The following is a 17,463-nucleotide window of genomic DNA, read 5'->3' as shown; positions in this document are numbered from 1 at the left end:
TCAAGTTATCCAGCAAGGTTCGCTCTCGATCGCAATTGAATGATTCGCCCAACGACGCCCATTCGACGCGGTTCCGCCCCCCGATGCAAACCGCACGCATGGGCCTGGCAAAATGCACGACCGGGGACTGTTTCGACCAGGGTCCGGAAGCCTCCGCGCGACGCCGATTATCCCGAACCAATTTTCCACCATAGACTTACGAACCAAATTCCGGACAAGGCACGCCCCTTGCTTTTGAAGAGGCCAACGAGAGGCCCGAGAGAACCATGATCAAGACGCTTCGCACGAAAATGCTGATCGGCATCACCCCGCTGCTGGCGATCATGGTGGGGCTCGGGCTTTGGGCGATCGTGATGTTCACGAGGCTCGGGAACAACATCGACGTGATCCTCAAGGAGAATTACGCGAGCGTCCTGGCGGCCGAGGGGATGAAGGAGTCGCTCGAGCGGATCGACTCGGCCTTCCTGTTCGCCATCGGCGGCCGGGAGGCGGAAGCCCGGGCGCAGTTCGACGAGAACCGGCCGATCTTCGCGAGGAATCTCAAGATCGAGCAAGGGAATGTGACCCTGCCGGGCGAAGGCCCGATGGCCGAGCGGCTGACCGCCCTGCAGGCCCGCTACTTCGACCTCGCCGGCAGGTTCTTCGCGCTCGGGACCGAGAAGGAGGCCGAGCGGACCCAGCTCTACTTCCAGCAGCTCCTGCCGACGTTCCGGGAGATCAAGGCCCAGGCCGACGCGGTGCTCGGGATCAACCAGGAGAACATGGAGCACGAGAGCTCCCGGGCCCGAGAGGCCGCCGCGGTCTCGACGCGGCTGATGATCACCATCCTGCTCGTGTCGGCGGCCGTGGCGTCGCTGATCGCATTCCTCCTGAGCCGGTCGATCCTCGAGCCGATCCGCGCGGTGACGCGAGGGGCGAGGGCCATGGCCAGGGGGGATCTCGACCAGCTCGTGCCGGCGACCACCCAGGACGAGCTCGGCGAGCTGGCCACCGCCTTCAACGCCATGGCCCGAACGATCCGGGAGTTCCAGCAGGCGGGGACCGCCCGACTACTCCGGGCCCAGAAGACCGCGCAGGCGACCATCGACTCATTCCCGGACCCGGTCGTCGTCATCGACCCGGCCGGATCCGTCGAGCGGGCCAACCCTGCGGCCAGGCGCATCCTCGGGGTCATCCCCACCGGCGACTCGATCCCCTGGACGCCCCCGCCGCTGCTCCGGCCCGCGATCGACGAGGTCCTTTCGGGGGGGCCCGACCACCTGCCGACGAGCTTCGACCACGCCATCGCCTTCCGGGACAACGTGCAGGAGCGTTATTTCCTGCCACGGGTCCTGGCGATCCGGGTCGACGAGGGGCTCCTCGGCGCGGCGGTCGTCCTGATGGACGTCACCAAGTTCCGCCTGGTCGACCAGCTCAAGAGCGACATGGTCTCGACGGTCAGCCACGAATTGAAGACCCCCCTGACCGGGATCCAGATGGCCGTCCACCTACTGCTCGAGGAGATCGTCGGCCCCTTGACTCCCAAGCAGACGGAGCTGGTCCTGGCCGCCCGCCAGGACTCGGAGCGGCTCCTCGCCATGGTCAACGACCTGCTCGACATGACCCGGATCGAGCACGGGCGGGTCCGGCTTGACCTGAGCCCTCGCGGCCCGGCCGAGCTGGCCGACGCCTCGATCCAGAGGACCGAGTCGAAGGCGAGGGACCTGGGCATCACGCTCGAGTCGCGAGTGTCTCGCGACCTGCCGCCGGTGCTCGCGGACCTGGACCGTATCGGCCATGTCTTCGACAACCTGCTCGGCAACGCCCTCGCCCACACCGGCCGGGGCGGTACCGTGCGGCTCGAGGCCGGGCTCGTCGAAGAGAAGGCCGACGACGGCAGCAAGGGCCCCTCGGTGCAGTTCCGCGTCGTCGACGATGGCGAGGGGATCGCACCGGAGCACCTGCCGAGGCTCTTCGAGAAGTTCTATCGCGTGCCAGGCTCGCGGCACGAGAGCGGGGCGGGGCTCGGCCTCGCGATCGCACGCGAGATCGTGATCGCCCACGGTGGGCAGATCGACGTCAGCAGCCAGCTCGGCAAGGGGACGGCATTCTCGTTCACCCTGCCCATCGCCCCCGTCGAGGACGGCGCGGCGGCCTTCGAGGCTCGCAAGTCATGAGTCAAGCCAAACGAATCCTGATCGTCGACGACGAGCCCAACGTGCGGCTCGTCTTCCGGACGGCCCTCGAATCGACGGATGCCTTCATCGCCACGGCGGAGGACGGCGAGACCGCCCTCCGCTGGCTCGACGAGATGGCGGCCGACCTGATCCTGCTCGACCTCCAGATGCCCGGCCTCGGCGGCATGGAGGTGCTCCGACAGCTCCGGCAAAAGGGGCTCAACACGCCGGTCATCATCGTGACGGCCCACGGGAGCATCCCCAACGCCGTGCAGGCGATGAAGCTCGGGGCCATCGACTTCCTCTCCAAGCCGCTGACCCCCGAGACCCTGCGCCGGGTGGTGGCCGAGGTCCTCGAGCGCAACGCGACGCGCAAGGGCGAGGGTAGTCCTCGCGAAGCAACGCCCGAAGTCGTGACCGCGGCCTCGCAGTACGCGGCGAACCTCTCGATGGCCAAGCGTGCGTTGAACCTCCGAGCCTTCGATGAGGCCGAGATCTTCCTCAAGCAGGCGATCGCCCTCGACCCAGGGACGGCGGAGGCCCACAACCTGATGGGGGTCCTGCACGAGTGCCGCAACGAGCACGACGACTCCTATCGCGAATACCGCGCGGCGCTGAAGGCCGACCGCAACTACGAGCCGGCACGGCACAACATGCTGCGATACTACGAGCGGTTCACGTTCGGCCGCAGCGAGGTCCCCATCGACACAGGTGATCGCATCGAGCCATCGAAGTCTTCCTGATTCCCTGAGCGGCGACCGTTGAAAGTCGTCGACCGATGGGCTCCGAGTGAGAGCCCCGACAACCACCGAAACTCGACACGTTGGCCGCGCCCAAAAGGACATGGCGGCCCGCCCGTTTCGCCGTCCGCACTCATGTTTCGAACCCATGCACATACAAAGACATTCATTAAGGAGGAGTCGGCAATGGCTCTGGCAACGCTGGCATTGGGGGTGACCCTCTTCGCCCTCTTCTTCGGCCTGGTCGCGGCGTGCGACCGGCTCTGAATCACGACCCCGACCTTACTGACTGGGTAGGACCGAACATGCTCATCCTGACCGGGATCCTGACGGTGGCGGCGCTGGTCTACCTGACCTACGCCATGATCCGACCCGAGAGCTTCTGATCGAACCGAGACCGGAGATTTCCTGACGTGGACTCGAGCTTTTCCCTGATTCACCCGTTCTGGGCGTTCCTCCTGCCGATCGCGATCTCGTTCCCGCTCGGCTGGTCGATGTTCCGCTCCCTCGACGTCCCCGACGAACGGGCGGGTCGAGGGTTCGACGCCATCCCGATGTTCCTCTGCCGGCTCATCGGCCGGCGCAAGCCGCTCCGGATGGATTGGAAGCAGTACGCCGTCGCCTTCCTCGCGTTCAACCTCGCGCTCTTCATCCTGACCTTCGGCCTGCTCTACGCCCAGCAACACCTGCCGCTCAACCCCGACGGCAAAGGATCGCTCGGGGCGCTCGGGTACAAGGACACGGCGGGGAACGACCACGCGGGGGCCGACACCGCGGTCATCTTCAACACGGTCTGCTCGTTCGTGACCAACACGAACCTCCAGCACTACTCGGGCGAGCAGCATCTCTCGTACTTCAGCCAGCTCGGCTGCATCGTCTGGCTGATGTTCGTGACGCCCGCCGCGGGCCTGGCCGTCATGCTGGCGACGCTCCGAGGGTTGCGGGGCGACTCGCACATGGGGGACTTCTACGTCGACCTGATGCGGAGCCTCGTCTGCGTCTTCGCGCCGGTCTGCCTGGTGATCGCGCTCTTGCTGGTGGCCTCGGGCGTGCCGATGACCTTCTCGCCGGCCGCGGTCGCGACCACCGTCGACGGCGCCGCGACGAAGATGGAGACCCAGACGATCAGCCGAGGCCCTGTGGCCGCCCTTGTGGCGATCAAGCAGTCGGGGACCAACGGCGGCGGCTATTTCGGGCCTAACTCGTCGCACCCGCTCGAAAACCCGAGTCCCTGGAGCAACCTGCTCGCGGTGGTCTCCATCCTCGTGCTGCCGATGGCCTCCATCGTCATGGCCGGCAAGATGCTCAGGGACGCCAAGCACGCGGCCGTGATCTACGGGGTGATGCTGGCCATCCTGCTCGTTGGGGCGTCCGTCGCCATCTGGGCCGAGTTGCAGCCGAGCGCCGCGACACAGGGCCTGCCCGTGGCGAGGGGCCCGAACATGGAGGGCAAGGAGGTCCGCCTCGGCCCCGTCGCCGCGGCGACCTGGTCGGCGATCACGACGAGCACCTCGAACGGCTCGGTCAACAGCATGCACGACAGCCTCAACCCGCTCGCCGGCCTGATCCCGATGGGCCTGATGATGCTCAACGTCGTGTTCAGCGGCATCGGCGCCGGGTTCGAGAACATGCTGATGTATATCATCGTCGCGGTCTTCCTCGCCGGCCTGATGGTGGGCCGGACGCCCGAGTACCTCGGCAAGAAGGTCGAGGCCAAGGAGGTCAAGCTCGCGATGATCGCCATGCTGATCCACCCGCTGGTGATCTGCGTGGGGGTGGGGATCTTCGCCGCGACGGCCTGGGGGACGAAGACGGTGGCCAATCCCGGGGCGCACGGTTTCAGCGAGATCGTCTATGAGTTCACCTCGGCGGCGGCGAACAACGGCTCGGGCTTCGAAGGCCTGGCCGACAACAATCCGCCCTGGAACATCGCCACGGGCATCGTCCTGCTCCTCGGCCGGTTCCCCTCGCTGATCCTCCCGCTGGCCCTGGCCGGCTTCCTCGCGAGGAAGAAGCGCGTGCCGCAGACCACGGGCACATTGCGGACGGACAACCTGACCTTCGCCGGCATGCTGCTCGGGACCGTGATCCTCGTCGGGGCCCTGTCATTCATGCCGACGGTCGTCCTGGGGCCGATCGCCGACCACCTGGCCAAGGCCCCCGCCGAGGTCGCCCAGGCGGCCCCCTGACCCCTACCCGATCGCGTCGGCGGGCCCAGGGAGAGCGGGCTCGCCGGCGCCGGGCGGGGCCGGACTCCAACCCAAGACATTCGCAACTCCTTCTCCTTGCAGGATTCGATACCCATGAGCCTTGAGACCGAAGTGGGGGCTCCTCCTCGAGAGTCCCAGGACGTCCTCAACTTCAAGATGCAGAGGCGCCAGACCCGCAAGCTGCGACTCTTCGACCCGTCGCTCGTGCGGATGGCGATCGCGCAGTCGTTCGTGATGCTCAACCCCGTGGTCATGGCCCGCAACCCGGTCATGTTCCTGGTGGAGGTCGGGACCGTCCTCACGATCCTCGCCACCCTTGGCTCGATCGTCTCGGGCGCGGCGTTCGGGCTGATCGTCTATCAGGTCGCGCTGGCGATCCTGCTGCTGCTGACCGTGCTCTTCGCCAACTTCGCCGAGGCCCTGGCCGAGGCCCGCGGCAAGGCCCAGGCCGAGAGCCTCAGGCAGACCCGGCAGGACACCCCCGCCTTCAAACTCGACCGGCTCGGCTCCGACGCAGGCAGCATGGTCTCGTCGACCAGGCTCCGCTCGGGGGATTACGTCGTCGTCGAGGCCGGTCAGGTCATCCCGACCGATGGCGAGGTCGTCGAGGGGGTCGCCTCGGTCGACGAGAGTGCCATCACGGGCGAGAGCGCCCCGGTGATCCGCGAGGCGGGGGGAGACCACTCGGGCGTCACCGGCGGCACGAGGGTTCTGTCCGACCGGATCGTGATCCAGGTCACGGCCGAGCCGGGGCAGAGCTTCCTCGACAAGATGATCGCCCTGGTCGAAGGGGCCACGCGGCAGAAGACGCCGAACGAGATCGCGCTGACGATCATCCTCGCGGCCTTCTCGATCATCTTCCTGATCGTGACGGCCACGCTCTACCCGATGGCCCGCTACTTCGACCTGACGCTCGACATCCCGACCCTGATCGCCCTGCTCGTCTGCCTGATCCCGACGACGATTGGCGCCTTGCTGGCGGCCATCGGCATCGCGGGCATGGACCGGGCGCTCGCCGCCAACCTGATCGCCAAGAGCGGCAAGGCGGTCGAGGTGGCCGGCGACATCGACACCCTCTTGCTGGACAAGACCGGCACGATCACCATCGGCAACCGCAAGGCGACGCAGTTCTACCCTCTCGGCGGCACCTCCCCGCGCGACGTGGCCAGGCTCGCCGGCCTCGCCTCGATGGCCGACCTGACCCCCGAGGGCAAGAGCATCCTCGAGCTCGCCAGGACCCAGGGGGCGATCGACGGCCAGGCCCCCGCGGGTGCCGCGTTCGTCGAGTTCACCGCCCAGAGCCGGATGAGCGGCATCGACCTCCCCGAGGGGAACCGGATCCGCAAGGGGGCCCCCGACACCCTCGCCCGCTACGTGCAAGATCAGGGGGGGACGGTTCCCGAGGGATATCAGGCCACGGTCGACACGATCGCCTCCGGCGGTGCGACCCCGCTGGCCGTCGCCGAGGACAACCGGATCATCGGCGTCGTCAAGCTTGAAGACATCCTCAAGCCGGGCATTCGCGAGCGGTTCGCCCGGCTCCGCCAGATGGGCCTCCGCGTGGTGATGGTCACCGGAGACAACCCGCTGACGGCCAAGGCCATCGCCGAGGAAGCGGGGGTTGACGACTACATCGCCCAGGCCACCCCCGAGGCCAAGCTCGCCTACATCCGCAAGGAGCAGCAGGGGGGCAAGCTCGTCGCGATGATGGGTGACGGCACCAACGATGCCCCGGCGCTGGCCCAGGCGGATATCGGCGTCGCGATGAACTCCGGCACCCAGGCCGCCAAGGAGGCCGGCAACATGGTCGACCTCGACAGCGACCCTACGAAGCTCATCGAGGTCGTCGAGATCGGCAAGCAGCTCCTCATGACCCGGGGCGCCCTGACGACCTTCTCGATCGCGAACGACCTGGCCAAGTACTTCGCGGTGATCCCGGCCATGTTCATCGTCACGCTCCCCGAGCTGAAGGTGCTCGACCTGATGAGCCTGGCGAACCACGGCGGGGCCTACTCGGCGATCCTCTCGGCGGTGATCTTCAACGCGATCATCATCCCGATGCTGATCCCGATCGCCCTCAAGGGGGTGACCTATCGCCCGGTCGGCGCCGGGGCTCTCTTGCGGCGGAACCTGCTCTATTACGGCCTCGGCGGCGTGATCGCTCCGTTCATCGGCATCAAGCTCATCGACCTGATGATCGACCCCCTGCTGGCGATCGTCGGCATCAAATAACACGCGTTCCTGACCGGGAAGAATACGTCCAAGCGAGAGAGGTTCGGATTCCCATGTTCCGCGCGACATTCCAGGCGCTCGCCGCCTGCATCGTGACTTTCCTGATCTGCGCCGTCGCCTACCCGGCGGTGACCTGGGGGATCGCCCAGGTCCTCTTCCACCACCAGGCGGAGGGGAGCCTGATCGAGCGCGACGGCAAGGTCATCGGCTCGGCCCTGATCGCCCAGCCGTTCGCCTCCGAGAAGTACTTCCAGCCGAGGCCCTCGGCCGTCGACTACAAGGCCGACGCGGCGGGCGGCTCGAACCTCGGGACGAAGAATCCCGACCTCTACAAGAAGCTGGCGGAGCGCGCGGCCGCGTACAAGGCAACCCCCGAGTCGCCGGTGCCGACCGACCTCGTGACGGCCTCCGGCGGCGGGCTCGACCCGGACATCAGCCCAGAGGGGGCGCTCTACCAGGCGCCTCGGGTCGCCGCCGCGAGGGGGATCTCGGTCGATAAGGTCCGAGCCCTGATCGAGGAGCAGACCCGCCGCGGCGGCGCCATCATCGGCGGCCCGGCCCGGGTGAACGTGCTCGAGCTGAACCTCGCCCTCGACGCGGACGCCCCCAAGTCCTGACGCGACCGACGACCGACCGGAGGCGACCCCCGATGGCGACCACGGAACCGACCCGACCCAGCCCTGAGCAATTCCTCAACCTGATCCGCCGCCAGGAGCGGGGCCGGCTCAAGGTCTACCTCGGTTCGTCGGCCGGGGTCGGCAAGACCTACGCCATGCTCCGCGAGGGCCAGCGCCTCAAGAAACAGGGGGTCGACGTCGCCATCGGGATCGTCGAGACCCACGGGCGGGCCGAGACCGCCGAGCAGGTCGCCGACCTCGAGATCATACCGCCCCGCTCGATCGAGTACCGAGGCGTCACCCTCCGCGAGATGGACGTCGACGCCATCCTCGCGCGCCGGCCGAACGTCTGCCTGGTGGACGAGCTGGCCCACACCAATGCCCCCGGCAGCCGGCACGGCAAGCGCTATCAGGACGTGGAGGACCTGCTGCGGGCGGGGATCCACGTCATCACCACGGTCAACGTCCAGCACCTCGAGAGCCTCTACGACGAGGTGGAGCGCTCGACCGGGGTGAAGGTCAAGGAACGCCTGCCCGACAGCGTGCTCGGCGAGGCCGACCAGATCGTCAACATCGACGTCTCGGCCGAGGACCTCCTCGAGCGCCTGAAGGCGGGCAAGGTGTACCCCCCCGAGCGAGCCGAGCGGGCGCTCGGCCACTTCTTCACGGCGACGAACCTGACCCGGCTCCGCGAGATCACCCTCACGGAGATGGCGCATCTCATCGACCGCCGGAGCCGTCGGGCCGAGGCCGACCAGGCGCCCGTCTCCGTCACCGAGCGGGTGATGGTCGGACTCTCCAGCGGCAGCCCGAGCGCCCCCGCCCTGCTCCGCAAGACGGCCCGCCTCGCCGACCGGCTCAACGCCCCCTGGTACGCCGTCTACATCCAGACCCCCGCCGAGGATCTCACCCGCGTCGACGCCGCCACCCAGCGCGTCCTGAGCAAGAACCTGGAGCTCGCCCAGCAGCTTGGCGGCATCCCGATGACCTTCCGCGGCAAGGACGTCGCCAGCACCATCGCCTCGTTCGCGACCGAGTACGGCATCAAGGTCATCGTCATGGGCAAGAGCCGTCAGCCCTGGTACGGCCGCCTCTTCGGCTCCTCCATCCTCGAGAGCGTCCTCCGCCGCTGCGAGGGGGTCGACGTCATGGTCGTCGACGTCTGACTGGCCAGCCGCCCCGCGCATCGGGCCGATTGACCCGGGCGCGGGGGCTCCCTACGATCCTAGCCGACAGGTTGGATTTCGAGCCTCGGAGGATCGCATGAGAGCCTTGAGAACTGCGTTGGTGATCGCGATGGTCCTGGCCATGCTGGGTCGGGCGGGATTGAGGGCCGAGGAGCCGCCTCCCGCAAAGCCGATCGACAAAGAGCCGGCTCCCGAGAAGCGGATCGACAAGGAACCGCCGCTCGCGAAGCGGATCGACAAGGTGCTGGACACCGCCGTCGCCGAGAAGAAGCTCGTGGGGGCGGTCCTGATCGTCGCGAAGGACGGCCAGGTCGTCTACCACCGCGCCGTCGGGCTGGCCGATCGCGAGGCCAACCGGCCGATGCGCGAGGACGACATCTTCCGGCTCGCCTCGATGACCAAGACGCTCACCTCGGCCGCGGCGCTCGCCCTCGTCGACAAGGGCAAGCTCCAGCTCAACGACCCGGTCACCAAGTATCTCCCGGACTTCCGGCCCAAGCTCGCCGACGGCAAGGAGCCGACGATCACGATCCACCACCTCCTGACCCACACCTCCGGCCTCACGTACGGATTCCTGGAGACGCTGGACGGCCCGTACCATAAGGCGAAGGTCTCGGATGGCCTGGATCAGCCGGGGCTTTCGCTCGAGGAGAACCTGCGTCGGATCGACTCGGTCCCCCTCTCGTTCGAGCCGGGGTCGGCCTGGAACTACTCGGTCTCGACCGACGTCCTCGGGGCCGTCGTCGCGAGCGCCTCGAAGATGCCCCTCCCCGAGGCCATCGCCCAGCTCGTGACCGAACCGCTCAAGATGAAGGAGACGACCTTCTACGCGAGCGACCCCGCCCGGCTCGTCCCCCCTTACGGCGACGGCACGCCCCAGCCGGTCCGCATGACCGACCCGTACAGCCTGGCCTTCGCCGGGACCGGCGAGATCCGCTACGCCCCCTCGCGGGTCTTCGACCGCAAGTCGTTCCCTTCGGGGGGCGGTGGCATGATCGGCACGGCGCGCGACTACATCACCTTGCTCGAAGCGATCCGCAAGGGGGGCGACCCGATCCTCAAGCCCGAGACGACGGCGCTGATGACCTCGAACCGGATCGGCAGCCTCTCGATCCTCTCCACCTTCGGCCCCGGCTGGGGATTCGGCTACGGCTTCGCCGTCCTGAAGGACACCGAGAAGAGCCTGGGCCCCCATAGCCTCCGGACCTACCAGTGGGGCGGTGCCTACGGCCATCACTGGTTCGTCGACCCGGCCGAGAAGCTCACCGTCGTTCTCCTCACCAATACCGCGATCGCGGGCATGGCCGGCGCCATCCCCTACAACCTGACCGCCGCCATCTACGGCGAGAAGCGTTGACGGCGTGTCACTGTCAACATCCGTTCGGGAACGGAGCGTTTCGAGCTCCGTTCCCACTTATTCTTCGGGATCGAGAAAACATTTGCCTCTTTTCACGCCAAAGCCTTCCCACTCATAGCCCATCCAGCCAGCGTCTCATCTCTGCCGGCTCCTCGCCGAACATGAGCGAACCCGGCACAATCCAGTCGGCCCCCGCGGCCTTGAGGGCGGGTACGCTCCGGCGACGGATGCCCCCATCGACCTCGATCTCTGTCGCCAGTTTGTGCCCGTCGATCCAAGTGCGAGCCTGCCGGACCTTATCCGGGATGCTCGGGTCTAGCGAGGCCCCCTTGATACCGACCTTCGTGCCGAAGATCGTGACGAGGTCGAGCCTCTCCCAGTAGGGCTCGAGCCGTTCCAGCGGATCCTCGATCCGGAGCGAGATCGCGGCGAACTTGCCTCGGGCCTTGATGGCGTCGAGGACCGGCCCCGGATCCTCGACCGAGTCGAGGCAGACGATGAACCCATCGACCCCGGCGTCGGCGAAAGGGTCGACCCAGGCGAGCGGGTCGGTCGTCATCAGGTGGGCCTCGAGGGGGAGCCGCGTCTGCTTCCGCACGGCCGCGACGAGGTCGGGGAAAAAGAGGAGCGTCGGCACGAAGTGGCCATCGGCCACGTCGAGGTGGAACCGCTCCGAATAGGGCTCGACCCGGCGGATCTCCGACGCCAGGTTCGTCAGGTCGGCCGACCACAGCGACGTCGAACATCTCAGCATCGCAGCCCCCTCGGAACCCGCCGGGAAACGCCTTCGCCTCCAGGGATTTAAGGCAAGGCCGATGCCGCTCCCATCTCGCCCTGATCGCCCCGCCTCACCCCTCGACCCCGGTCGACCTCGCCCCCCCCCATCGAACCACGAGGGCATTGCACCACATATGATGAATCGAAGATGGCAAGAAAAAGGAGGAACCGGAATGCGATATGCATGCATGACCGGTCTCCGGAACTGCGCCCGTTGGCCTCACTCCGATCGACCTCCGCTTGATCCCAGGCCGAAACGCCGACGAAGCCTGATTTTCCGAACGCTCCAACGCTGCGGATAGTCCCGAGTCCCGGCATCGTCGTCTTCGAAGGCCTCGATCACACCCTCGGCGCTCAGGAAGTGGAACGAACCGTGATCCGACCCGATTCGCGTCAGAACCGACGGCATCGCATCCAGCCATGAAAACGGCGTCCCAGCGATCAGAGGGATCGGGACCCAGTCCATGGACCGAGGACGGGCTGAGCTTTTATGAGCGACCCGAGCACGATCCAGGAATCGACCCGTCGCACCGGCAATGGTCCCCACTCGCGGGAGGAGCCCCTGCCCGAGGCGGGAGACGGCTCCATGCTTGAGCGCTGGGCCCGGATCACGGCCAGGGCGCTCGAATCCCCCCTGGTGCTGGTCTCACTCATCAACGATCAGGAACTGACCCTCAAGGCGGCCGTCGAGCGCGCCGACGCCTGGACGGCCGAGGCCGAATCAGGACCCGCGATCGACGTCAAGGCGATCAAGGCCGACCCGCTCGGCCACCTCATCCTCCGCGCGAGCCGGACGCTGGCCATCGCCGACGTCCAGGCCCCGGGGCCCGACTTCGACGCGGAGATCATCGACACGCGAGGCGGCTGGTCGGCCTACCTCGGCGTCCCCCTCGGCTCGCCCGAAGGAGAACCCCTCGGGGTGCTGAGCGTCCTCGAGCCGAGGCCGCGGGACTGGTCCCCCCACGACATCGAACTGCTCCGGGACCTCGGCGAGGCCCTGGTCGTCGAGTGGCTCGCGCGCGAGGGGGCCGAGCCCGACGAGGAATTTCGCCCGACGCTCCCCCCGCCGCTCGAATCGCGCTGGCTCGACCTGATCGATACGCTCCCGGACCCGGCCTGGATCTGCGACGCCGGCGGACGCCCCGAGGCCTTCAACCGCTCCTGGCTCGAATACACCGGGCTGGGACGGGCGAGGAGCCTCGAACTCGGCTGGGCGCAAGCGATCGAAGCCGAGGATCGCCCGCGCGTCTCAGACGCCTGGGACCAGGCGCTCGCCTCCGGCCGGAAGTTCGAGTTCCCTTGTCGCCTCCTGAACTGCGACGGCTCAACGCGATGGTTCCTGCTGCGGAACACGCCCCGACACGGCTCGGATGGTCGCATTGAGGCCTGGCTGGGGACCGCCACGGACATCCAGGCTCACAAGGAGACCGAGCAGGCGCTCCGGCATCAGCGGGAGCTGCTCGACACCATCTCGAGGACGGCCACCGAGGGGCTCTGCCTGCTGGACCTCAAGGGGCGGGTCTCGTTCACGAACCCGGCCTTCGAGCAGATCTTCGGCTGGACGGGGGCCGAGTTGGAGAACCGGAGGCTCGAGGATCTCGTCGCCCCCGGGCTCGATCGGAACCCGCCGCAAGGGCCGCCCGAAATCTGGGCACCCCAGAGCGTCCTGGAGTCGGCCGTCATCATCCGCCAGCGCGAGGCGAACTGGCGTCGCAAGGATGGACAGTCGGTCATGGTCTCGTTCTCCTGCTCGCCGCTCCTGCGCGAGGGGGAACTCGTCGGCGCGGTGCTCTCCGTCGACGACATCACGGAGCGCAAGCAGTCGAGCCAGGCGTTGGTCATCAACCGGGAGCGGCTCGACCTGGTGATCCGCTCGACCGAGTTGGGGCTCTGGTACGGCGACCTCCCGCTCAACCGCCTGCGCTGGAATCCGAAGTGCAAGGAGCACTTCGGCCTGCCGCAAGACTCCCAGGTCAGCTTCGACCTCTTCTACGAACTGCTCCATCCCGAGGACCGCGAGCGGACCCGCGAGGCCGTGAGCCGGGCGATCGAGACCCGGGAGACGTTCGACATCGAGTACCGGACGCTCGGCCCCGACGGCAAGGTCCGCTGGATCCGGGCCATCGGCAAGGCGACCCACGACCCCTCGGGGCGCCCGGCCCGGTTCGACGGCATCACCGTCGACATGACCGAGCGGAAGCAGGCCGAGGACGCACTCCGCGCGGCCAAGGAGACGGCCGAATCGGCCAGCCGCGCCAAGGATCAGTTCATCGCCGCGCTCTCGCATGAACTGAGGACGCCGCTGACCCCCGTCCTCGTGAACGTCACGGCGATGCTCGAAGATTCGGAGACGCCGGACATGATCCGGCCGACCCTCGAGATCGCGCGCCGGAACATCGCGCTCGAGGCACGCCTGATCGACGACCTGCTCGACGTGACCCGGATCAGCCAGGGGAAGCTCCGGATCAGGCGAGAGAGCGTCGACGCCCACGAGCTCGTCGGCCGGGCGCTCGAGATCTGCCGCGACGAGATCGGCACGGCCGGGCTCAACCTCGAGTTGCGCCTGGAGGCGATCGAGAATCGCGTCGAGGCCGACCCCGCCCGGCTCCAGCAGATGATCTGGAACCTGATCAAGAACGCGGTCAAGTTCACCCCCAAACGCGGCCTGATCCAGATCAAGACCCGCAATGAGCCCCCCGCCCGGCGCGAGGCGACCCGGCCCGACTGGGTCATCGAGGTCAGCGACACGGGGATCGGGATCGACGTCGAGGTGCTCCCCAAGATCTTCAACGCGTTCGAGCAGGGGGATCCGGCCGTCACCAAGCAGTTCGGCGGCCTCGGCCTCGGCCTGGCGATCAGCCGTTCGCTGGCGGAGGCCCACGGCGGCAGCCTCGCCGCCTCCAGCTCCGGGCGCAATCAGGGGGCGACCTTCACGCTCCGGCTCCCCACGATCTCCCCGCCCGTCCGCGCCCTCGAACCACCAAGGCCGAGCGAGGACGACTCATCCGCCCCCTTGCCGAAGCTCCGGGTCCTGCTGGTCGAGGACAACCCCGACACGCTCCGCGTCATGACCCGCCTGCTCCGCTCGCGAGGGTATGAGGTCGCGCCCGCCGACTGCATGGCGGCGGCCATCGAGGCCGAGCGAACCGTCGGGCCGTTCGATCTCGTCGTCAGCGACATCGGCCTGCCCGACGGCAGCGGCCTGGATGTGATCCGCCACATCCGGAGCGCCCGCCCGGTGCCCGGCATCGCTCTCTCGGGCTTCGGCACCGAGGACGACCTTCGAAAGAGCGGCGAGGCGGGCTTCGTCGCCCACCTCATCAAGCCGGTCGACTTCCCCACGCTCGACGCCGCGATCCGCCAGATCGCGCAGCTCGCCCGCGGCCAGCAACTCGCAGGGCCCGGCCCCTCCGCCTGAAACAAAGCGGCGGAAGGGACGGGCCCACGGGTACGACTCAACCGACTCGCAAATCCGCGATTACTTCTTCATGCCTTCGATGCTGACGTTGACCCACACGTCGTCGCCGATGGGCCCGACCATCTTGGTCATGCCGAACTGGCTCTGCTTGACGAAGAAGGTGGCGTCGATGCCGGCGATCGCGGTGCCGGACGGCCCTTTGCCCGTGCCGGTCGGCGTGATCTTGACCTGGATCGGCTTGGTCTGGCCGTGCAGGGTCAGCTCGCCGGAGACCTCGTAGCCGTCGGCCGACTTCGTGACCGACTTGCTCTTGAACTTAATGGTCGGGAACTGGACCACGTTGAAGAAGTCGGGGCCCTTCAGGTGCTGGTCGCGCTTGGCGTTGGCGGTGTCGATGCTCGCCGCCTTGATCGAGAAGTCGAGCACGCTCTGCGAGGGGTCGGCCTCGTTCAGGGAGAACGAGCCGGTGATGTCGTTGAAACGTCCCCAGGCGTGACTCGTGTTCATATGCTTGACGCGGAAGACCACGGCGGAGTGGACCGGGTCGGCGGTGTACGTGTCGGCCGCCCGGGCGGCCGGGGCCACTATCCCTGCCGCAACACCCAAGGCGACGAACCAACCAGACAAGCGCTTCAACATCATCATCCTCCCGTTACGGTGTCGACTCGCGACCGAAATCACATGTCGAAGATCCCATCGGGGCCACGACGCACCACGATGGTCATGCCGGCGGGACGATCATCGCCCCCGGCCCGGCCCTTGTCCACTACCTCGAACCCCTGCCGCTCCCCCTTCGAGCCGATCGCTCGCGGGGACTGGCCCGGCGAAGACCCGACCCTTCGCCCCGCGAGAGGGCGGCACGAGGCCGGACGGTTGCGATCGAGCATCCTCATATCCAATCGCAACCTGTTCGTTGGCTTGAGCATACTTTGCCCGAGCCCGCCGCGGCTCCGTCGACCCGGGTGGAAGAACTCGCTCGTTTCGGCTCGTTCCCTTCCCCGGGGCCGGCGACGACGTATTATTCCACTGGCGGAGCTGGAGGGAATAGCGCCGATTCGCCACATTTCTGGTCCAATCGTCCAAGAAGCGGGAGGTTTGCCGGATGGATGTGCTCGCCGACGTGCTCCAGAGCGTGCGACTGCGGAGCCAGGTCTACGGCCGGATGGAGCTGACCGCCCCCTGGGGGATGCGGCTCGACCTCGGGAACGACGCGCATCCGGTCTTCTACGTCATCTCGCGGGGGACCTGCTGGCTCGACGTCGAGGGGGTCGACGAGTCCGTGCCGCTCGCCGGCGGCGACTTCGTCTTCCTGCCGAGGGGGGGCCCGCTCAGCCTCCGCGACCACCCGTCGACCCCCGTGCGCGACTTCGCCGACGTCCTCGCCGACATGGGCAAGCATATCTCCGACTGCCCGACGGCGACCTCGGCCCTCCGCTACGGCGGCGGCGGTGCGCCCGTGGGGCTCGTCAGCGGCTGCTTCACCTTCGAGGATGGCGGCGCCAACCCTCTGGTCGAATCGTTGCCCCCTCTGATCCACGTCAAGGGGGACCAGGGGGCCCCGGTGCGCTGGCTCGAGTCGACGCTCCAGTTCCTCGGGGCCGAGGCCGGCTCCCCCCTGCCCGGCACCGAGACGATCCGGAGCCGGCTCGCCGACATCCTCTTCGTGCAGGCGATCCGCGTCCATATCGCGGCCGAGTCGGACAAGCCTTCCGGCTGGCTCCGGGCGCTGACCGACCCGCAGATCGGCCGGGCGCTCCGCCTGATCCACGAGCGTCCCGAGGCCCCCTGGACGGTCGACCATCTCGCGGATCGGGTATCCATGTCGCGCTCGGCCTTCGCCGATCGGTTCCGCTCGCTCGTGGGCGTCCCACCGCTCGGCTACCTCACGCGCTGGCGGATGCACAAGGGGGCCTGCATGCTCAATCGCGGCGAGATGACCGTCGCGGCGGTCGCGAGGGCCGTCGGGTACGAGTCGGAAGGCTCGTTCGGCAAGGTCTTCAAGCGCTACACCGGCACCACCCCCGGCGACTATCGCGCGTCATCTCGAGGCCGGCTCCGGCCGGTCCTCAGCTAGGCTCGAAGGGTGTTGGATTCAGGAAAGTTTCATGGGTAAGATGGCCGTCCGCCGAGCCTTCCGGCCGCGCGAGGTCTAACGCATGTGTCCCCAGGGGAGTCGTTCACCATGCCGAGGAATTTCGTCCTGACCCTGACCGGGCCCGACCGGATCGGGATCGTCGATAGGGTGACCGGGCTCCTCTTCCAGCGCGGGGGCAACGTGGAGACCAGCCGGATGACGCGGCTCGGCGGCGAGTTCGCCGTCCTGATGCTCGTCACGATGCCGGCCGACCAGTGCGCCGCGCTGGACGTGGACCTCGAGGCCCTGACCGCCCAGGGCTACAAGGTGACGACCACCCAGGCCGAGCGCACCTACGACGAGGCCCGCCCCGACTGGATCCCGTACCGGATCGAGGTCGAGGGGGCCGACCACGAGGGGATCATCCACCAGGTTGCCCGGTACCTCTCGCAGAACGGGATCAACATCGAGTCGATGGACTCGGAGACGTTCCTCGCGCCGATCAGCGGCAGCCCCCTCATCACCATGAAGGCGCATGTCGTCGTCCCGCCGAGCCTCGCCGGCAAGGGGTGGGAGGCGGGTCTCCAGGAACTCGGCCAGCAGTTGAACCTGGAAATCCTCGTCGCCCCGCGCATGGTCGAGTAACCTCCGAGGACCTCGGAAACGGAAATTTGGCCGCACCTCGACCCGCTGCC

General features: G+C 67.7%; 14 protein-coding genes. 11 read left to right on the top strand and 3 right to left on the bottom strand.

Annotated features, from left to right (window positions below; translation table 11 throughout):
- The first annotated feature begins 266 nt into the window (after positions 1-266).
- From ACOYYX_RS04525 to ACOYYX_RS04490, 8 genes are all read left to right on the top strand, one after another.
- Positions 267-2,156 (top strand): ATP-binding protein, encoded by a 1,890-nt coding sequence (locus ACOYYX_RS04525; RefSeq protein WP_422928743.1) that lies wholly within the window; start codon positions 267-269, stop codon positions 2,154-2,156.
- A complete protein-coding gene (locus ACOYYX_RS04520; protein WP_422928742.1) occupies positions 2,153-2,899 on the top strand; it encodes a response regulator in 747 nt (248 codons plus the stop codon). The genes ACOYYX_RS04525 and ACOYYX_RS04520 overlap by 4 nt, the downstream gene beginning before the upstream one ends.
- A 248-nt stretch (positions 2,900-3,147) precedes the next feature.
- Positions 3,148-3,282 (top strand): potassium-transporting ATPase subunit F, encoded by a 135-nt coding sequence (locus tag ACOYYX_RS04515; RefSeq protein ID WP_422928741.1) that lies wholly within the window; start codon positions 3,148-3,150, stop codon positions 3,280-3,282.
- Between the two features lie 27 nt (positions 3,283-3,309).
- Complete coding sequence (gene kdpA / locus ACOYYX_RS04510) at positions 3,310-5,085, top strand: potassium-transporting ATPase subunit KdpA (protein WP_422928740.1); 1,776 nt, start codon at positions 3,310-3,312, stop codon at positions 5,083-5,085.
- Between the two features lie 114 nt (positions 5,086-5,199).
- Positions 5,200-7,338, top strand: a complete 2,139-nt coding sequence (kdpB, locus tag ACOYYX_RS04505) for a potassium-transporting ATPase subunit KdpB (protein WP_422928739.1) — start codon at positions 5,200-5,202, stop codon at positions 7,336-7,338.
- Between the two features lie 53 nt (positions 7,339-7,391).
- Positions 7,392-7,955 (top strand): potassium-transporting ATPase subunit KdpC, encoded by a 564-nt coding sequence (gene kdpC, locus ACOYYX_RS04500; protein WP_422928738.1) that lies wholly within the window; start codon positions 7,392-7,394, stop codon positions 7,953-7,955.
- 32 nt (positions 7,956-7,987) lie between these two features.
- The gene (locus ACOYYX_RS04495) at positions 7,988-9,121 is read left to right on the top strand and encodes a universal stress protein (protein ID WP_422928737.1); all 1,134 of its coding nucleotides are present in this window, start codon (positions 7,988-7,990) and stop codon (positions 9,119-9,121) included.
- A gap of 97 nt (positions 9,122-9,218) precedes the next feature.
- Positions 9,219-10,499: a serine hydrolase domain-containing protein gene (locus ACOYYX_RS04490; protein ID WP_422928736.1), complete on the top strand. Its 1,281-nt coding sequence runs from the start codon at positions 9,219-9,221 to the stop codon at positions 10,497-10,499.
- 112 nt (positions 10,500-10,611) lie between these two features.
- Here ACOYYX_RS04490 and ACOYYX_RS04485 read toward each other — a convergent pair whose 3' ends face one another.
- On the bottom strand, positions 10,612-11,253 hold the full coding sequence (locus tag ACOYYX_RS04485; protein ID WP_422928735.1) for a ribulose-phosphate 3-epimerase: 642 nt from the start codon (positions 11,251-11,253) through the stop codon (positions 10,612-10,614).
- A 513-nt stretch (positions 11,254-11,766) separates the two neighbouring features.
- Between ACOYYX_RS04485 and ACOYYX_RS04480 the strand changes: the two genes are divergently transcribed.
- A complete protein-coding gene (locus tag ACOYYX_RS04480) occupies positions 11,767-14,694 on the top strand; it encodes a PAS domain S-box protein (RefSeq protein WP_422928734.1) in 2,928 nt (975 codons plus the stop codon).
- A 60-nt stretch (positions 14,695-14,754) separates the two neighbouring features.
- Here the strand turns inward: ACOYYX_RS04480 and ACOYYX_RS04475 are convergent, their stop codons facing one another.
- Together ACOYYX_RS04475 and ACOYYX_RS04470 are read right to left on the bottom strand one after the other, a co-directional pair.
- Positions 14,755-15,333 (bottom strand): YceI family protein, encoded by a 579-nt coding sequence (locus tag ACOYYX_RS04475; protein ID WP_422928733.1) that lies wholly within the window; start codon positions 15,331-15,333, stop codon positions 14,755-14,757.
- 38 nt (positions 15,334-15,371) lie between these two features.
- Entirely contained in the window at positions 15,372-15,581 is a 210-nt protein-coding gene (locus tag ACOYYX_RS04470; protein WP_422928732.1) for a hypothetical protein, read from the bottom strand.
- Positions 15,582-15,796: 215 nt separating this feature from the next.
- Here ACOYYX_RS04470 and ACOYYX_RS04465 point away from each other — a divergent pair, with 215 nt between their 5' ends.
- Both ACOYYX_RS04465 and ACOYYX_RS04460 read left to right on the top strand, forming a co-directional pair.
- Positions 15,797-16,768, top strand: a complete 972-nt coding sequence (locus ACOYYX_RS04465; RefSeq protein WP_422928731.1) for an AraC family transcriptional regulator — start codon at positions 15,797-15,799, stop codon at positions 16,766-16,768.
- 108 nt (positions 16,769-16,876) lie between these two features.
- Positions 16,877-17,413 carry a glycine cleavage system protein R gene (locus ACOYYX_RS04460; protein ID WP_422928730.1) on the top strand — a complete coding sequence of 179 codons (537 nt, stop codon included), beginning with the start codon at positions 16,877-16,879 and terminating at the stop codon, positions 17,411-17,413.
- Positions 17,414-17,463: the final 50 nt, after the last annotated feature.

Origin of the sequence: Singulisphaera chitinilytica (assembly GCF_049331405.1) — a bacterium.
Taxonomy (GTDB): Bacteria; Planctomycetota; Planctomycetia; order Isosphaerales; family Isosphaeraceae; genus PoT.
Note: the sequence above shows the minus strand (reverse complement) of the source record. Positions and strands in the feature narration are given on the sequence as shown.

Excerpts from the sequence above, each read along its gene's own strand:
- ACOYYX_RS04485 (WP_422928735.1), bottom strand. The coding sequence starts at position 11,253 with ATGCTGAGATGTTCGACGTCGCTGTGGTCGGCCGACCTGACGAACCTG.
- ACOYYX_RS04525 (WP_422928743.1), top strand. The coding sequence starts at position 267 with ATGATCAAGACGCTTCGCACGAAAATGCTGATCGGCATCACCCCGCTG.
- ACOYYX_RS04470 (WP_422928732.1), bottom strand. The coding sequence starts at position 15,581 with ATGCTCGATCGCAACCGTCCGGCCTCGTGCCGCCCTCTCGCGGGGCGA.
- ACOYYX_RS04465 (WP_422928731.1), top strand. The coding sequence starts at position 15,797 with ATGGATGTGCTCGCCGACGTGCTCCAGAGCGTGCGACTGCGGAGCCAG.
- kdpC (WP_422928738.1), top strand. The coding sequence starts at position 7,392 with ATGTTCCGCGCGACATTCCAGGCGCTCGCCGCCTGCATCGTGACTTTC.
- ACOYYX_RS04490 (WP_422928736.1), top strand. The coding sequence starts at position 9,219 with ATGAGAGCCTTGAGAACTGCGTTGGTGATCGCGATGGTCCTGGCCATG.
- ACOYYX_RS04460 (WP_422928730.1), top strand. The coding sequence starts at position 16,877 with ATGCCGAGGAATTTCGTCCTGACCCTGACCGGGCCCGACCGGATCGGG.
- ACOYYX_RS04495 (WP_422928737.1), top strand. The coding sequence starts at position 7,988 with ATGGCGACCACGGAACCGACCCGACCCAGCCCTGAGCAATTCCTCAAC.
- ACOYYX_RS04520 (WP_422928742.1), top strand. The coding sequence starts at position 2,153 with ATGAGTCAAGCCAAACGAATCCTGATCGTCGACGACGAGCCCAACGTG.
- ACOYYX_RS04480 (WP_422928734.1), top strand. The coding sequence starts at position 11,767 with ATGAGCGACCCGAGCACGATCCAGGAATCGACCCGTCGCACCGGCAAT.
- ACOYYX_RS04475 (WP_422928733.1), bottom strand. The coding sequence starts at position 15,333 with ATGTTGAAGCGCTTGTCTGGTTGGTTCGTCGCCTTGGGTGTTGCGGCA.
- kdpB (WP_422928739.1), top strand. The coding sequence starts at position 5,200 with ATGAGCCTTGAGACCGAAGTGGGGGCTCCTCCTCGAGAGTCCCAGGAC.